This window comes from Streptomyces yaizuensis, from assembly GCF_034961445.1.
Lineage (GTDB): Bacteria > Actinomycetota > Actinomycetes > Streptomycetales > Streptomycetaceae > Streptomyces > Streptomyces yaizuensis.
In genome coordinates this window covers 90904-107360 of record NZ_BSBI01000014.1, presented here as the reverse complement: position 1 = coordinate 107360, position 16457 = coordinate 90904, and the positions used below count along the sequence as shown (strand labels likewise).

Below are 16457 nucleotides of genomic sequence, written 5' to 3'. Positions count from 1 at the left end.
GGCCCCGGCCCCGGCCCCGGCCCCGTCATCGAGCCACCCCGCCGACGCCGCCGCCCGCCGCCGCCTCGCTCTGCCGGATCGCGGCCCGGGTGGCCTCGGGCAGCTGGTGCCACATCGCCAGGACCCTCTCCCTGCGCCGCGCCACGGCCCTGCGCTCCGGCAGCCCGGGCGAGGGCTCCAGCTGCGGCACCAGCGGGCGCGGCGCTGGCGGCGGCCCGGCCCCCAGCTCCCTGGCGAGGGTGGCGGCGTCCTTCTCCTCCGACATCCCGATCGGCCCCTCCCTGCGTCCCCCCAGGAACTGCGCCACCACCGGTTCCTCGCTGGTGAGCAGGGCCTCGCGGGGGCCGAAGGTGACCAGCCTGCGGCGGAAGAGCATGCCCATGTTGTCGGGGACGGTGGCGGCGATGTCCAGGTTGTGGGTGACGATGAGCATGGTGGCGTCGATCTGGGCGTTGAGGTCGATCAGCAGCTGGGAGAGGTAGGCCGTGCGGACCGGGTCGAGCCCGGAGTCGGGCTCGTCACAGAGGATGATCTGCGGATCGAGGACGAGCGCCCGCGCCAGCCCGGCCCGTTTGCGCATCCCGCCGGAGATCTCGCCCGGCAGCTTCCCCTCCGCGCCGACCAGACCCACCATCTCCATCCGCTCCATGACGATCCGGCGGATCTCCGTCTCCTTCTTGCGGGTGTGCTCGCGCAGCGGGAAGGCGATGTTGTCGAAGAGCGACATCGAGCCGAAGAGCGCGCCGTCCTGGAACATCAGCCCGAAGACCTTGCGGGTCTCGTAGATCTCCCGCTCGGAGCTGTTGACCATGTCGACGCCGTCGATGAGGACCCGGCCGTGTTCGGGTTTGAGCAGCCCGATCACCGACTTGAGGAAGACCGTCTTCCCCGTCCCGGACGGGCCCAGCATGACGCTGACCTCTCCGGCCGGCAGGGTGAGGCTCACGTCCTGCCAGATGTTCTGCTTGCCGAAGGACTTGGTCAGCCCTTCGACGACAACTTCGATTCCCATGGTTCTCCCGCTGCGCTGATGAAGGCTGAGGCCTGTTCGACCGGTGCGGTCGGCCGGTGGAGCTACGGCAGCACGGCGGAGTGCCGGAACCGGGCGAGCTGGCGGCCCGCGTCCGGCAGGAACAGGCCCGGGGCGGTGAGCCCCGCGCTGTACGTGGCGGCGCCGTTCAGCACCAGGCTGTTGCGGCCGGCGGCCGAGGGCAGCCCGGTCTTGAGGTCGATGGCGCCGTTGAGGATGCCGAGGAGTCCGCAGCCCTGGGCGCGCGGGACGGCGAAGGTGCTGTCGCCCTGGGTGTTGCCGGTGAGGGCAAAGCGCAGCATGTCGCCCTCGTCGTCGGGCGTACCGTCGCCCTGGAAGCGCTGGACGGCGAACGCGGGCGCGGTGGTGTTCGCGGGACGCAGCCGGATCGGGTCGGCGGCGGAGCCGATGTAGCACTGGGAGCCGAGGAACGGGTTCTGGAGCCGGACCCGCACCGGCAGGGTGACGATGGGGCGGCCGGTGCCGAGCCCGGCGCCGAGGTCGAAGCCGGTGGGCGCGCCGGCGGATTCGACGGTGGCGGTGACCCGGTTGAGGCTGTTGTCGGTGAGCAGCCGGCAGATGTCGCTGACGACGGGGATGCCACCGGGGCACATCAGTCCGAGGAGCCCGCCGGGTATCTCGGTCGGGGCGCCGCTGATCGCCCCGCCCGGCGGGGGCACGACGGTGAACTCGCCCGTCGTCGTGTTCTGCACCACGCCGAACTGGAGGTCGGTGGCGCCGGTACGGGCGGTGGTGCGGCCGAGGGTGATGGAGCCCGCGGGGGAGGTCGAGGAGACGCAGCTGGCGATGGTCTCCTCGCCGTCGGCGGCGAGCATCGCGGGCGCGTCGACGGGACAGCGGCCGAAGGGGCTCCAGTGGCCGTTGAGCCGGTCCCCGGTGGGGCCCGCCAGGAGGGCCGGGGCGGCGGCGGGTCCCGGCGCGGGCGCGGGCCGGTCGGCGGCGCTCGCGGGGGCGGTGGTGACGAGGGGAAGGGCGGTGACGGCCGCGGTGAGCGCGGCGAGGACGGCGGTACGGATCCGGCGGCCTGCCGGGTGTCCGTCGGGGGCGAGTCTCATGGTGTCCCTCGATCGTGTCGGTTCCGTGGGGTGCGACGGGCCGGGCGGGGTGGCGGGGTGGCGGGGTGCGGCCGCTTCACCGCTCCGCCCGGGGCACCTTGGCGGGTTCATGGCCGGGGGTGCAGTACTCCGGGTCGGGGCGGGGGTTGCCCGAGGCGCAGGGCGCCCCCTGGACCTGTTTGAGGTAGTTGCCGGGGCCGGAGACGGCGGAGGTGAACAGGGGGTCCAGGTCCTCGTCGGCGCCGCAGCCGGTGAACGGCGGGATGGTCACGGTGCCACTGAGGACCCCGCCGGTGACCAGCTGGTAGCCGTCGCCGGGGCCCTTCAGCTCGCCGGTGAGCACGACGTGGTCCCGGGTGTCCCGCGCGGGGTCGGGGTCCTTCGAGTACAGGGAGCCCCGGGTGCGGCAGTTCGGGCCGACGTCCAGGGGGACGCCGTTGACCTCGACGTCGTACAGCCGCAGCGCCAGCGGCACCCGGACCAGGGTGCGGCCGGTGGACTTGGCGAGCAGGATGTCCGAGTCGATGGTCATCGTCTTGAGCTGGGTCAGTTCCATGGTCGCCGTCGTGGGCACCGCGCCGTAGGTGAGGAAGGTGGCGCGGGACGGCGGCATCATCGGCCTGCCCCGGTAGTCGAGTTCGCCGGTGGCGTGCTGGACCAGGTGGAAGCCGTCGGGCCTGGGTTCGATGCGTTTCCACACATCGAGGAGCTGGGTGCAGGAGACGGGGACCCGGGCGGCTCCGTCGAGCTTCTCCACGTTGGAGTAGCCGGTGACGTAGGCGACCATCGCCAGCTCGTCGACGGTGTCGCCGACGCAGGGCGGCGGCTTCGGGGCCCGTTCGGCGGGCAGGGGTTCGATGGCGGGGGCGCGCGGCCGTCCGGCGGAGGCGGAGGGGTCCTGGCCGGGCGCGGGAGCGGAGGGCTCGTCACCGGTGACGGCGACGGTGACGGTCGCGAACGGCCGGCCCGGGTCGCGGGGGGCGCAGTCCACGGTGAGGGTCGCGGGCCGGGTGGGCCTTCCGTCGGCGGTGTACGGGGTGAACTCCAGGGTCAGCGCGCCGGCGGTCAGGGTGAGATCGCCGCCGGCGGGCGGGGTGACGTCGGGGACGGGACCGGTGAACTCCAGCTCCAGCGGCGGGGTCGGCGCATCCGTGGGGACGGGGGTGGCGGGCGGCGCGGAAGGGGGTGCGGGAGGGGGCGACTCCGCGCTGACGGCCTCCGCCGGCTCCTGGGCGGGCGGCCCCGGGGTGCCCCCCGGAGTCCCACCGGCCGCTGTCTCCGACGCTTCCGGCACGGGCGGTGCTTCCGGCACGGGCGGTGTCTCCGGTGTCCCGGGCCGCTCCGGAGGGGTGGGTACGGGGTCGCCCGGCGCGATCGGGACCGGCCCGGCCGCGCCGCCCGTCCAGAGGGCCTCGGCCCGCTGCCCGCCCTGGGCCACGCCGACGGCGAGCCGGCTCGTCACCCCGGCGGTGACCGCCCCGGACCGCGCCAGTTCAGCACGGAAGGCACCCGGCAGGGTGACCGTGACGCTCACCCCGGTGGCCCGGATCCGCTCCCCCGCGCGGGCGGCCGCCGGCAGGGTCGCCCGGATCCGTACGGTCGCGGGCCGCTGCCCCGCCGGGGACGCGCAGAGCCGGTCGGCCACGGTGTCGTACCCCTGGGGGGCCGTGGCCGCGCCGTCGGCGCGGGCCCCCGGGATCACCCCGGCGAGCAGCAGCGCCGCGGCGGCCAGAACACCCCGGGCGCTCCGGCCGCTCCGGACGCCCCGGCCCCTTTGAACCGCCGTGCGGGAGCCGCCCGACGTCTGTGGGCCACGCCCCATCCCGCTCCCCCCTCGCACCGTTGCTGCCGTTCATGCCGTCGCACCGCTCGACAGCGGGGATCGCACGGCGGCCTGGCCGGGCCCGCCGTGCGATCCCCCGGTTCCGGTCCGGCCGGATCAGGTGCCGACGACTGTCGGGCTGGTCGTCCCGCCCACCGGTCCGATCACGCGGTAGCTGCTGGTGAACGTCGGGTGGTCACCGTTGGCGGCGATGCCCGCGCAGCCCGCGCTGGCGTTCGCGACCGTCAGCTGCCGGGTGGCGTTGTTCGAGACGGCCAGCACACCGGTGGAGTTGCGGTAGGTGACGTGCACCTGGCCCACCACGTCGAAGGTGCAGGTCAGCACCGTCAGCCGGGCGTTGATCCCGGAGATGAACCCGGTGGTGGTGCCGGTGGTGGCGTTGTAGTCGGTGCCCCGCAGCTGCCAGGGCGGCGTGGTGTCGGCGATGGGCCGCACCGGACCGATCGGGCTGGTGCAGGGCCGGGCGGTGCTGCCGAAGCTCGCGGTGGTGATGTTGCCGATGTGCCCGGGGTTGCCGGTCGCGTTGAAGAGCGACCCGCCGGCGGCGGCGGTGGGACATGTCAGCGGAATGCCGTTGAGCGACAGGACGGTGTTGGTGGAGGACGCGGAGAAGGTCACCGGTGAGGTGGGACCGACCGTCCAGGTGGTGGGTGCCGCCAGAGCGGGGGCGGCGGAGAGGGCGAGGGCGGCGGTAGCGCCGGTAACGGCTAACGCGGCCTTGGCGAGGGGGTTGCGCACGGGAGGGTCCTTCCGAATTCGTCGGTGAGCCGCACTGTTTGGCCACGCGTTCCACCGCGGTGTGGGGGGAGGGGAGCGGCGGTTCGCGGCACGACCGAATCCCATCGAGCGGTGAGGCAGGGAATCGGCCACCCAGGATCTGTGACGCCGCCAGACGTTACTTGCGGGAAACATGCCGCACAATCCCGCCGTTCATGATTCTCCCGAGGAGATTTTTTCCTCGTGCCCGGGTGAGTGATTCGATGGCGCTCTTTGTCATTCGGTGCGCGTTTTCCCCGTCCGGGCGGGTCTCTCCCGGCGTGGGGCCCGCGCTCCCTGTCACTCGTGGACAGTGCTTCCGCATACGGCCGGACGCCGGAGCCGGCCGGCCGGCAGGAGTGGCGGCACCGGTGGCGCGGCCCGTGGTGCGGACGCGCAGCGCCGGGCCCCGACCACACCGGGTCACACCCGCCGAACCGACCCACGAGTAAGAAGTGGCCGGAAATCTACGCTGCTTTCGATGGAGTCCCGTCGGATTCCCGCGGCGCCCGCCGGGAATTCATCCGAATCGACCGGCCTTCGGCGCCTACGCCCCCTGTTCCCGGCCCCGGCGGTGGCGCGCCCCACGGCCGGGGAGAGCGGTTTCCTGCCCCTTGCGGCCCTGCGGCCCGGAAACGGTGTTCTCGACATCGGCGTTGGTCTATGTTCACCTGCCGTAGCGAAGGGGAGGCAGTCATGCCGGGAACGGTCGGCCCGTCCGACACCGCGGAATCGCTGGGACCGCTGCCGCAGGAGTTCGCGGCGATCATCCGGCCCGAACTGCCGAGCCTGATCAAGGAAATCGGAATCGAGGTCACCCGCGCCTATCCGGAATACGCGCGGCTGCTCAACGGACCGTTCGGGCACGGCATCCGGGTGGGTCTGGAACAGAGCATCCACGTCTTCGTGGACCAGGTCGCCGAACCGTCGGCGCCGTCCGCGCTGCGGGACGAGATGTGCCGGAGATTCGGGCGGTACGAGGCGTACGAGGGCCGCACCCTCGACAGCCTCCAGGGGGCCTACCGGCTGGGCGCCCGGGTGGCGCTGCGCCGGGCCAAGAAGGTCGGCCGCAGCTACGACCTCTCCCCCACCATGATGCTCTCCTTCGCCGACGCCCTCTTCGCCTACGTGGACGAGCTGGAGTCGCTCTCCCGCGAGGGATACCTGGAGGTCCGCTCCCGGGCCGGGGAGCAGAACCAGGTGCTGCGCCGCCGGCTGCTCCATCTGCTGCTCGCCGGGCCGCCGGTGCCGCGCACCGCCGTCGCCGAACTGGCCGACCAGGCGGCCTGGCCGTTCCCCACGCACGTCACCCTGGTCGCGCTGCGCGCCCCCGCGGTGCTGGACCAGGCCGATCTGGACCCCGATGTCCTGGTCGACCCCGGCGATCCGCAGCCGCATCTGCTGGTCCCGGGGCCGGTGGAGGGGGAGCGCAGACGGATGCTGGACCGGGCCCTGTTCGGCAACCGGGCGGCGGTGGGGCTCACGGTCCCCACGGCCGAAGCGCACGACTCCATCCGCTGGGCCCGGCGGACCCTGGAACTGGTGGACGGTGGGGTGGTCGAGGACGGGCCGCTGGTGTTCAGCGCGGACCATCTGGTCCAGCTCTGGCTGCTCTCGGACCCGGCGCTGCTGGACCAGCTCGCCCGGCGGGAGCTGGCCCCGCTGGCGGCGCTCACGCCGTCGCGGCGCGACCGGCTCGTCGACACCCTCCGTATCTGGCTCGACACCCGGGGCACCGCGGCGCAGATGGGCGAGCTGCTGGACGTGCATCCGCAGACCGTGCGCTACCGGATGCGGAATCTGGACGCGGTCCTCGGTGACCGGCTGCGGAACGCGGAGCGGCGGTTCGCGATCGAGGTCGTGCTGCGCGCGCTGCGGCTGGGGGCGCGCTGAAGCAGGGGCCCGCGCGCGCCGGTCGGCCCCGTACCGCGCGGTACCGCCCCGTACCGCCCCGGCCGGGCCCGGTGGCTCGTACGGGGCCACCCCGCCCCGTACCGCCGTGTCCCGGTCCTCTGTGTCCCGTCTTCCGTGACGGCGCCACCGTCCGCCGAGGTCACGGCGGGCGGCCCCTTATCACCGCGTGCCCGTACGGGACAAGCCGCGAAGTGATCGATTCGGGGCCGCCGGAACCACTCGCGTAGGGTGAGTCGTCGTACTGCCGGGGGCAGTGCGCGCGCCGCGGCCGGTCCGCGGGCCGCCCTGTGGCCCGTGCCCCACCGATGCCGCCCCACCGATTTCCGCCCGCCGTCGAACGCGGAGCGGCCGTGCCGGGTAGGGAGGGGTGGGGGCCCGTCCCCCGGCGGCCGCCGGAACAGGCCGGCGGACCGCAGGAACAGAACCGCAGCAGTACCCGGAGCAGAGAAGGACCCGTGCCGTGATTCCCTCGCCCCTCGTCCCCGTGCCCATCCCGGACCGGATCGCCGTGCTCATCGGCGCCTGCATGCCGGAGCGTGTCCTGCGGGCGGAGATCGAGGCGGAGTGCGCCGTCCGCGAGGTGCACCGGTTCCGGGGGCCGCTCTGCGACGAGGACCGGGCCGACCGGGAACACGCCCTGGCCCATCTGGCGCGGGCCAACAAGGTGCTGGGGGCGCACCACCCCGGTCTGGTGATCGGCGCCCGCCGGGGCCACTGAGCCCGGGGCGCCCGCGCCGCCGAAGCGGCCGGGCTCAGTCCAGGAAGGTGCCGTCCACGTAGACCCACGCGCCGTCGACGCGGGCGAAGGTGCTGCGCTCGTGCAGCGCGCCCCGCTGGCCGTGGTGCCGGTAGCGGGCCCGGAAGGTGACCGTGCCCGTGCTGTGGAAGGGCGTCCCCTCGGTGGCGCCGTCGATCTCCAGACCGCTCCAGCGCATGCCCGGGTCCAGCTCCAGTTCCGCCGGCCGGGTCGCGGGGTGCCAGGTGCGGAGCAGGTACTCCGCGTCGCCGGTGACGAAGGCGCTGTAGCGGGAGCGCATCAGGGCCTCGGCCGTGGGGGCGGCCTCCTCCCCCGTGTGGTAGCGGCCGCAGCAGGCGCCGTAGGCGGCGGGCAGGCCGCAGGGGCAGGGCGACAGGGCGGTGAGCGCGGGGGCGGCGGTGCGCCGGGGCCGGGAGCTGCGTCGGGACATACAGCCATTCTCGGCCATTGGACGAACGAGCTGTCCGGTGCCTTCCGGGGCTCCTGGTGGCTCCGTATGCTCCTGCGCCAGTACACCCGGCGTTACCAACGGTAAGGGGTGAGGGGATGGGACGTGTCAGCAGCACTCGGCGCACCTTCGTGACCACGGCCGCGGCGGCCGGCACGGCGGCGGCCGTCACCACCGCCGCGGGACCTGCCCGCGCGGCCGTGCCCACGGCGGCGCCGGGACCCTCTGTCGCCGTCCTCGGCGGCGGCGTCGCCGGGCTCACCGCCGCGCACGAGTTGGCCGAGCGCGGCTTCGCGGTCACCGTGTACGAGCGCCGGGCCCTCGGCGGCAAGGCCCGCAGCATGGGCGTCCCCGGCAGCGCCCGGGGCGGCCGGGCCGAACTGCCCGCCGAACACGGCTTCCGCTTCATCCCCGGCATCTACCACAACCTCCCCGACACGATGCGGCGCGTCCCCTTCCCCGGCAACGCGAACGGCGTCTGGGACAACCTCGTCGCCCCGCCCGAGATGGCGATGGCCCGCACCGGCAAGGAGGACCTGCGCTTCCCCCTCCCGTGGCCGGGGCACCGCCCGCCGGACCTCACCCTGGACGACATCCGGCGGGCCCTGACCGCGCTGCTGGAGACCTTCTCCTCCGTCCCCGTGTGGGAGAGCGCGCACTTCATCAACCGGATGCTGGTCTTCTGCACCAGCTGCGACGAGCGCAGGAACGGCCCGTGGGAGGAGCGGAGCTGGTGGGACTTCACCGGGGCCGCCCGGATGAGCTACGACTACCAGCGGCTGCTGGCCGTCGGCGTCACCCGCAACATCGTCGCCACCAGGGCGGAGGAGGCCAGCACCCGCACGATCGGCACCGTGCTGGAGGCCCTGCTCCTCAACTCCCTCGGCCGGGGCGCCGACGGCCCCGTGGACCGGATCCTCGACGCCCCGACCAACGAGGCGTGGATCGACCCCTGGGTCGCCCACCTCACCTCCCTCGGCGTCGGGTTCCGGGTCGGCTGGACCGTACGGGAGGTGCTGTACGGGTCCGGCCGGGTCACCGGGGTCGCGGTCGAGGACCCGGACGGGGCCCGCCGTACCGTCACCGCCGACCACTACGTCCAGGCGATGCCGGTGGAGCACGCCCGCCGCACGTGGGGCACGGCCCTGCGCGCCGCCGACCCGCAGCTGGCCCGCTGCGACGGGCTGCGCACCGACTGGATGACGGGGATCCAGTTCTATCTGACCGAGCGGGCGCCCCTGGTCGACGGCCATCTCAACTGCGTGGACTCGCCGTGGTCGCTGACCGCGATCCAGCAGGCCCGGCACTGGGCGTCCCACGACTTCCCCGCGGACTTCGGCGACGGCACCGCCGTGGACTGTCTCTCCGTCGACATCTCGGAGTGGAACAAGCCCGGTGTCCTCTACGGACGCACCGCCCGCCAGTGCACCCGCGAGCAGGTCGCCCGCGAGGTGTGGGCGCAGCTCAAGGCCGCGCTGAACGACACCGGGCGCACGGTCCTCAAGGACAGCGCGCTGCACTCGTGGTTCCTGGACCCGGGGGTGTCCGGGCTCGGCACCCCGCACCCCGTCAACGAGGACGAGCTGCTGATCCACCCGGTCGGCACCTGGCGGCTGCGGCCCGCCGCCGTGACCCGGATCCCCAACCTCTTCCTCGCCGGGGACTATGTGGCCGTCGACATCGACCTCGCGACCATGGAGGGCGCCAACGCCTCCGCGCGGGCCGCCGTCAACGGGCTCCTGGACCGGGTGGGGTCGGCGGCCGAGCGGTGCGCGATCGTCCCGCTCTTCCGCCCCCCGGAGCTGGCGGCCGCCAAGCGGCACGACCGGCTGCGGCTGCGGCTGGGCCTGCCCAACCTGCTCGACCTCGGCTAGGCCGTCTCTTACGGATCCTGCGCGGCGAAGGCCCGGGCCCGCTGCATCAGTTCCGGCGGTACGGAGGCGAGCTGGCCGCCGGCGGGCAGTGTCTCCAGCACGGAGGCGATCGCGCTCCGCAGTGTCCGTGTCGCCACCGGGGAGACGGGCCGGTGCGCGCACAGGGCCAGCAGCCGCACCGGCGCCGTGTTCGCGAGGAGGACCAGCGCGTCCCGGGCGCAGGCCCGTACCCCGCCGTCACTGCCGTGGGGCCCGAGCGCCGCCAGCGCGGCCCGGGCCCGCAGCTCCCAGCAGACCGGTTCCAGGGACTCCGACGCCGGGGTCGACAGGACCTGGCACACCACCCGGGCCGGGAGCTTGCCCACGTCGCGGACGAGCTGCCCGAAGACCAGCTGCGCCACCGACGACAGGCTCTCCTGGTCCAGTCCGCTGCCGGGGGCGATGTAGGCGGCGCAGTGCTCGTACTGGACGGAGAGTTCGCCGTCGGGGGCGGCGAGGCCGCTGGCGAGCCAGAGCGAGAGCAGCCCGTGGGCGACGGAGGTGACCCCGCCGGGGGTGCCGACGAACCGGGTGACGGCGGGCGGCAGCCACATGAAGAAGGGGGCGAGGCCGTGCAGGACGACGGCGTCGTTGGGGTCCCCGGACATGGCGAGCCGGTGGGCGACGAGATCGCCGTAGCTGCGGCTCCAGCTCACCCGGCGGCGGCGGTCCTCGTGCTCCGGGGAGCGGCCGAAGAGCCAGTAGGGGTCGACGGGTTCGGCGGAGACCATGCTGACCATGTGCCAGCGGATCGCGAGGTCCCGGCGGTCGCCGTCCCAGGTGCGGATGACCTCCAGGACGGCGACGAAGTCCATCCAGTCGGGCTCCCAGAAGGCGGAGCGCCACTGGAGCACCTGCCGGTTCCAGGCGGCGGCGGGGTCCTCCTCGCCGGCGAACAGTTCGCTCGCCCGTACCTCCCCGGTGACCAGCACGGTCAGGATGAGGATGTTCGCCGAGTAGAGGCCGTGGCGGGCCGAGGTGGTGCGCAGGGCCGGCCGGTAGCCGGCGTACCGGTGCTCGGTGCGGTGGCCGTGTTCCGCCAGCACCGCGATGAGCAGGTCGCCCAGCCGCCGCCGTGACTCCGGCGGGATGGCCTGGATCCGGGCGTGCGCGAACCGCAGGATCTGCCGGGAGGACAGCGGGGCGTACGACAGCAGGACGTACAGGAGGTCGTCGTCGATGGTGGTGCGGCCGACGGAGAGCGCGGGCCGCTGGGCGAGCAGCCCCTCGGCGAGATGGACGGTGAGCCGGGCGGCCAGGTACTCGCCGAAGGTGGCGTGCAGGAACTCGTAGGTCGCCAGCCGCTGTTCGTCGCGGATGGCCTGGGCCCGCTGGACGAAGAAGAACCGGCCGAGGGCTATCTGGCCCTGCCCGAGCGGGGCACGGAATCCGCTCTCGGCGCCCTGGACCGGCGCGGGCCGCCCGAGCAGGGCGGAGAGATCGGACTCGGCCTCGGTGGACGTGAGCCACTGCCGGCTGCGGTTGAGCATGCCGAAGGAGATCAGCGAGAGCCGCTGCAACTCCTGCTCGGCGCGGTCCCGCAGTTCGCGGTCGGTGCAGACGACGGTCGACTTGCGGACCTCGCGCCGGGCGAAGGAGGTCAGCAGTTCCTCGTAGAGCTGGGCCTCGCCGAGGGGGGCTTCACCGTCGGCGTGGCGCTGGAGGGCGTTGTCCGCGCCGTCGTAGAGGGCGAGCATCAGCAGCAGCAGCGGCTGGGAGGCCAGGGTCTCGTGGCGGATGACGATGTCGGTGGGGAGCGGCAGCAGGCCGCGTTCGGTGAGGCGCATCTCGTTGACGCCGTTCCACAGGTCGAGCCAGCGTTCGATCTGGGCGCGGTCGAAGGGCTCCAGGCGCAGCACCACCGAGCCGTCCGGGTAGCGGGCCCGGTCGGCGACGGCGGTCCGGCTGGTGACCAGCGTGTACACGGGCCGCCCCTGGTCGGCCTCGCGCTGCTGGAAGCGGGCGAGGCGGGTGAGGAAGTCGGACTGGCTGACCCCGGTGGCCTGGAGCAGTTCGTCGAAGCCGTCGAAGAGGAGGACGGGGACGGCGCCGCCCGCCGCGCGGACCAGCTCGGGCCAGGTGGCGCGCTCGCCGGTGCCGGCCCGGATGGCGTGCTCGATCTGGTCCTGGACATCGGTGTCGGCGGGCACTTCGCGCAGGATGATCCGCACCGGGAGGAAGCCGGCGGTGGACAGCCGGGCGGCGAGGATCTTCGTCAGGACGGACTTCCCGGCGCCGGGCTGGCCGAGGACGACGAGCGGGGCGTGGGTGCCCGCGAGGGAGGTGAGGGTGCCCGCCAGGTACTCGGTGAGGTCGGTGCGGACCCGTACGTCCTCCCACCACTCCTCCTCGGCGGGGCCGACGGGGTCGTCGGCGACCTGGCGGACCCGGAAGCCGGGGTCGACGTAGCCCTTGCCGAGGGTGGGCAGGGCCACCCCGGCGGGGGCCTGGCCCTCGGCGAGGATGGCCCGTTCGAGGGCGGCCCGGTAGCCGGTGGCGAGCGCGTCGGCGACGCTGTCCAGGGGGCGGTCGGCGGTCAGCCCGGCGAGCGCGGTCTCGATCCCGGTCAGCGCCCGGCGCAGTGCGGTACGGGTGGCCTGGTGCTCGGTCTGCCCCGACCAGAAGCCGAACTCGGGGACGTCCTGGGCGAGGCGCGCGTACAGCTCCTCGTACCGGTCGAGGGCCCGGCCGAGGAACGGCCCGTCGAAGAGGGCGCCGTGGGTCGCCTGCCGCTGGCCGTCGGAGAGCCGCTCCCAGACGGCGAGGCCGCTGAGGAACATCAGCAGCCGGTTGGAGCAGCGGTCGTACCAGATCTCCAGGTCGCGCAGGACGCTCTCGTAGGGGCGGTGGGGCGCGGGCCGGGGCAGGGACGCCATCGGCAGCCGGTCGAGCAGGTCGCCGCTGCCGCCGTCGCCGACGACGGTCAGCTGTTCGTCGCGGGTCAGCTCCAGGTCGGCGAGCCGGAAGGGGAGTTCGACCTCGCCGAGGACCTCGAAGTAGGCGGTGATCACCAGTACGGTGTGGGCGGCGGCGAGCCGCTGGGTGCGGGTGGCGCGGTCGGCTCCGGCGAGCCGGTCGCCCAGGCCGGTGGTCAGATCGCGCCCGAGGCGCAGGATCCTGCCGCGCGCGTCGAACATGGTGAGCACGGCGTCGCTGACTCCGCCGGTGGCCAGCGCCAGCGCGCCGCCGAGCGCCCGGTCGGCGGCGACGAGCCCGCTGCCGTCACCGGTGAGGATCGCGACCGCGTCCCTGTAGTCGAGCAGCCTCCGCCCGCGCACCGGACCACCCCTTGCCTCGCCGTACCGCGTTCGGCGTCCGGTCTACCACGGTGGGTGGACGCCGCGCGGGTCAACGGGCCATCAGGGGCGGCGATGTGCCGGGAAGCACACCGCCGCCGGTGGGCGGGGCCGGGTGCGCGGACGGACGCCGGGTCAGCGGCCCCGGGCGCGCGGATGGCCGTGGCCGACGCGGATCTCGTCGATCTGGAGCTGCCGGTGGAAGCGGGGTACGGACGCGCTCGCCCAGGTGCTGTCGACATCCAGCCGGATCAGGCGGGCGCGGTGGTCGCCGAGGTCGATGAAGCGGACGCCCCGGGCGCTCTCCAGGACCCCGGCGCGGACGGTCTCCCACGTGGTGCCGTCCCGGCTGAGGGAGACGCGGTAGTCCTTGATACGGGCGGAGTCCTCGGCCCGGCCGAAGGTCTCCCGGTTGTACGTGGGGGACCACTCGCGCTGCTGGACCGCCAGGAAGCGGGCCTTCCGTACCCGTCCGAGATCGAGGGTGACGGTGACGGGGACCTGGGCGGCGGAGTCCCAGTAGGTGGTGAAGTCGCCGTCGCTCAGGGCCCCGGCGGGGAAGCCCTCCTTCTGGGAGGTGGCGCCGGCCCGCACGGACCGGGCCGGGTGGAGGCCCTCGCGGCGGCGGTGGGTGTCCACGGTGAAGACGGTGTCGTAGGGGTCCCAGCGGGTGACGCCCTTGATGGTGAGGGTGCCGTCGCGCTGGTCGAAGGCCATGCGCTCGCCGGTGCGCAGATCGGTGACGCGCCGCACCCGGTGGCCGTTGTCGCGGATGCGGATCTCGTCGGCGGTGGCGGGCCGGGTCGTCACATGGACATAGGAGCGGGTGCGGTCCGCACGGCTGACGGTGAGATAGCCGTACGCGCCGTCGTTCCAGGCGCCGGGCTGCATCCCGCCGTGCATATAGCCGCCGCCGTCGACACCGGAGAGCGACTTCCAGATCGGCGGCAGATAGTCCTGCATGAAGTCGGTGAACCGCTGCTGCTGCGGCGGGAAGCGGCCGTCGACCATGGCGGTCAGGTTCATCAGCGACTTGATGGACGTGCCGGCGTTGGCGACGTAGCGGCCGACGTTGAGCCCGGTGGACACCGGCCGGTCCTGGCCGTCGTACCACCAGGCGCCGGTGTCGGGGACCTTGTAGCAGGACTCCGTCAGCCGGGGCATCGGGGTCCAGATCGCGGAGGGCTGGTCGTAGGGCGGGACCATCCCGGTCTTCTGCTCATGGGAGACCATGTCCATGGCAGGAGTGTCCTCGTTGTTGTTGCTGAGCGTCATGTCCGGGCGGAGCCGGCGGATCTGCTCGTAGAGGCCGTGCTGCTCCCAGTACTCGTTGTCGTTGTCGATCCAGAAGCCGGAGAGCTTCGGGTACTCCCGCATGACCTCGAAGAACAGGTCATAGGAGTACTCGCCGAAGCCGGGGCGGGTGGTGAGGTCGACCGGGCGGCCCTTGTGGGCGGAGTAGGCGGCCGAGTCGAGGGTGGTGAAGCCCTGCTCGCTGTGCCACTTGGGGTCGTCGGTCATATAGAGGATGACCTCGACGCCCCGGGCGCGCGCGGCGCGGATCAGCTCGCCGAGGATGTCCCGTTCGGTGGCGCAGCTGCCGGGGATCCGCGAGGGCCAGGGGCGGGCGTAGCCGAGGCGGGAGTGGAAGGTGGCGAGGACGATGTAGCCCGCCCTGAGCTTCCTGGCCTCCTCCACCCAGTAGCGGGCGTCGAAGCCGCCGTCGGTGACGGCCCGCTCCCAGGCGCGGCAGTCGCGGTGCAGGGGGCGGGTGAACATGCCCCAGTGCAGGAAGAGTCCGGCGGTGGCGTCGCGGAGCATCCGCTGGCGGGCCGGGTACGCGGGGGCCTGCGGCGGCGCGGCCCCGGTGGCGGCGGGCCGCGCGGGGGCGGCCCGGGGTCCTGCGGCGGAGGGCGTGGCGAGCAGCAGCCCGCCGAGGAGGGCGAGGACGACCGCCCACAGGGGCCCGGTACGGCGGTTCACGGGTACACCACCTCGGATCCGTTGACGAGGACGTCCCGGATCGTCAGATCGCGGGCGAAGCCGATGCTGTTGGGCTGGGCCATGTTGGTGAAGCGGCAGCGGGCGATGTGCACCCCGGTGAAGGGGTCGGAGTCCAGGCCCTCCAGGTTGATGGCGCGGCGGGCCCCGTCGTGGACCATGTCCTCGACCCGGATGTCCCGGATGACCGCGGGCCTCCCGCCCTGCTGGCCGCCGTAGCGGGTGGTGAGGTAGACGCAGTCCCGGTCGATGGCCCGCCCGGTGAAGCGGCGCACGTACACGCCCTCGATGGAGCCGCCGCGCTTCTTGTTGGTCTTGATGAAGACGGGGTGGCGGGGGTTGAAGCGGCCGGGGAAGTCGAGCGGGTTGATCCGGCAGTCCTCGGCGAACACATTCCGTACCCCGCCGGACATCTCGCTGCCCACCGCGATCCCGCCCCAGCGGCCGGAGAAGACGCAGTCGCGGACGACGATGTCCTCGCTGGGGACGCCGACGCGGTGGCCGTCCTCGTCGCGGCCCGACTTGACCGCTATGGAGTCGTCCTCGGTGTGGAAGCGGCAGCCCGTGATGAGCATGTCGGAGGTGCACTCGGGGTCGACGCCGTCGCTGTTGTTGATGCGGCCGACGACATCGACGTTCCGGAGGGTGACATTGCGGCAGAGGACCGGGTGGATCGTCCACATCGGGGGTTCCAGGATGGTGACGTCCTGGATCAGGATGTTCCGGCAGTCGTAGAACTGGATCATGTTGGGCCGCAGATGGTGGCCGTCGCCGAAGATCCGTTCCGCGACGGGTACGCCCTCGGTGCCCATGCGGCGCAGCTCGGCCTGGTCGGCCAGGGCGTTGCCGCCGGGGTCGCGCCAGCTCTTCCAGGGGCCGTCCATGCCCTGTCCGTCGAGGGTGCCGGGGCCGGTGATGGCGATGTCGTGCCGGCCCCGGGCGTAGACGAAGGACGAGTAGTTCCAGCACTCGGTGCCCTCCCAGCGGGTGAACACCGCCGGGAGGTAGTCCTTCGGGTCCTTCGAGAAGAGGATCGTGCCGCCGCTTTGGACATGGAGTTCCACATTGCTGCGCAGATGGACGGCGCCGGTGAGGAACCGGCCGCGCGGGACGACGACCCGGCCGCCGCCGGCCTGGTGGCAGGCCTTGATGGCGTCCCGGAACGCCTTGGTGTTCTTGGTGCGGCCGTCGCCGACCGCGCCGTGGCGGGTGATGTCGAAGCGGCGGCCGGGGAAGGTGGGGGGACGGATCCGGGCCAGGATCTCCGGGACCCGCTCCCAGGGGTCGCGGGCGAGGCGGTCGACGGTGCTCCGGGCCGCTGCGGCGCCGGGCGCGAGGACGGGCGGGAGCAGCCCGGCGGCGCTCACCGTGCCCGCGACCGCGAGGAAGGTGCGTCGGCTGGTGGAGGGTGTGGACACAGGTC

The 16457-nt window shown here is 73.5% G+C and carries 11 protein-coding genes; 3 read left to right on the top strand and 8 right to left on the bottom strand.

From position 1 onward, the window contains the following. Positions 1–25 precede the first annotated feature (25 nt). The 4 genes from SYYSPA8_RS29120 to SYYSPA8_RS29105 all read right to left on the bottom strand — a co-directional run bounded on the left by SYYSPA8_RS29120 (position 26) and on the right by SYYSPA8_RS29105 (position 4687). Positions 26–1012: an ABC transporter ATP-binding protein gene (locus tag SYYSPA8_RS29120; protein ID WP_323450359.1), complete on the bottom strand. Its 987-nt coding sequence runs from the start codon at positions 1010–1012 to the stop codon at positions 26–28. Between the two features lie 62 nt (positions 1013–1074). After that, entirely contained in the window at positions 1075–2106 is a 1032-nt protein-coding gene (locus tag SYYSPA8_RS29115; protein WP_323450358.1) for a hypothetical protein, read from the bottom strand. Positions 2107–2182: 76 nt separating this feature from the next. Continuing rightward, entirely contained in the window at positions 2183–3928 is a 1746-nt protein-coding gene (locus SYYSPA8_RS29110; protein ID WP_323450357.1) for a DUF6801 domain-containing protein, read from the bottom strand. A gap of 117 nt (positions 3929–4045) precedes the next feature. Further along, positions 4046–4687, bottom strand: coding sequence for a hypothetical protein (locus SYYSPA8_RS29105; protein WP_323450356.1), 642 nt, complete (start codon positions 4685–4687; stop codon positions 4046–4048). Positions 4688–5401: 714 nt separating this feature from the next. Here SYYSPA8_RS29105 and SYYSPA8_RS29100 point away from each other — a divergent pair. Together SYYSPA8_RS29100 and SYYSPA8_RS29095 are read left to right on the top strand one after the other, a co-directional pair. Further along, positions 5402–6598, top strand: coding sequence for a helix-turn-helix domain-containing protein (locus SYYSPA8_RS29100; RefSeq protein WP_323450355.1), 1197 nt, complete (start codon positions 5402–5404; stop codon positions 6596–6598). 481 nt (positions 6599–7079) lie between these two features. Then, on the top strand, positions 7080–7337 hold the full coding sequence (locus SYYSPA8_RS29095; protein ID WP_323450354.1) for a hypothetical protein: 258 nt from the start codon (positions 7080–7082) through the stop codon (positions 7335–7337). A 34-nt stretch (positions 7338–7371) separates the two neighbouring features. On the opposite strand, the gene SYYSPA8_RS29090 is transcribed toward SYYSPA8_RS29095, so the two are convergent. Continuing rightward, a complete protein-coding gene (locus tag SYYSPA8_RS29090) occupies positions 7372–7806 on the bottom strand; it encodes a YchJ family protein (protein WP_323450353.1) in 435 nt (144 codons plus the stop codon). A 116-nt stretch (positions 7807–7922) separates the two neighbouring features. Between SYYSPA8_RS29090 and SYYSPA8_RS29085 the strand changes: the two genes are divergently transcribed. Next, a complete protein-coding gene (locus SYYSPA8_RS29085) occupies positions 7923–9698 on the top strand; it encodes a hydroxysqualene dehydroxylase (protein ID WP_323450352.1) in 1776 nt (591 codons plus the stop codon). An 8-nt stretch (positions 9699–9706) separates the two neighbouring features. On the opposite strand, the gene SYYSPA8_RS29080 is transcribed toward SYYSPA8_RS29085, so the two are convergent. The 3 genes from SYYSPA8_RS29080 to SYYSPA8_RS29070 form a co-directional block, all read right to left on the bottom strand. Continuing rightward, on the bottom strand, positions 9707–13015 hold the full coding sequence (locus SYYSPA8_RS29080; protein ID WP_323450351.1) for an NACHT domain-containing protein: 3309 nt from the start codon (positions 13013–13015) through the stop codon (positions 9707–9709). A 153-nt stretch (positions 13016–13168) separates the two neighbouring features. Further along, positions 13169–15016, bottom strand: a complete 1848-nt coding sequence (locus SYYSPA8_RS29075; protein ID WP_323450350.1) for an alpha-L-fucosidase — start codon at positions 15014–15016, stop codon at positions 13169–13171. After that, positions 15013–16452, bottom strand: a complete 1440-nt coding sequence (locus SYYSPA8_RS29070) for a glycoside hydrolase family 28 protein (RefSeq protein WP_323450349.1) — start codon at positions 16450–16452, stop codon at positions 15013–15015. The genes SYYSPA8_RS29075 and SYYSPA8_RS29070 overlap by 4 nt, the downstream gene beginning before the upstream one ends. Between the last annotated feature and the right edge of the window lie 5 nt (positions 16453–16457).

Excerpts from the sequence above, each read along its gene's own strand:
- SYYSPA8_RS29120 (WP_323450359.1), bottom strand. The coding sequence starts at position 1,012 with ATGGGAATCGAAGTTGTCGTCGAAGGGCTGACCAAGTCCTTCGGCAAG.
- SYYSPA8_RS29110 (WP_323450357.1), bottom strand. The coding sequence starts at position 3,928 with ATGGGGCGTGGCCCACAGACGTCGGGCGGCTCCCGCACGGCGGTTCAA.
- SYYSPA8_RS29100 (WP_323450355.1), top strand. The coding sequence starts at position 5,402 with ATGCCGGGAACGGTCGGCCCGTCCGACACCGCGGAATCGCTGGGACCG.
- SYYSPA8_RS29085 (WP_323450352.1), top strand. The coding sequence starts at position 7,923 with ATGGGACGTGTCAGCAGCACTCGGCGCACCTTCGTGACCACGGCCGCG.
- SYYSPA8_RS29090 (WP_323450353.1), bottom strand. The coding sequence starts at position 7,806 with ATGTCCCGACGCAGCTCCCGGCCCCGGCGCACCGCCGCCCCCGCGCTC.
- SYYSPA8_RS29115 (WP_323450358.1), bottom strand. The coding sequence starts at position 2,106 with ATGAGACTCGCCCCCGACGGACACCCGGCAGGCCGCCGGATCCGTACC.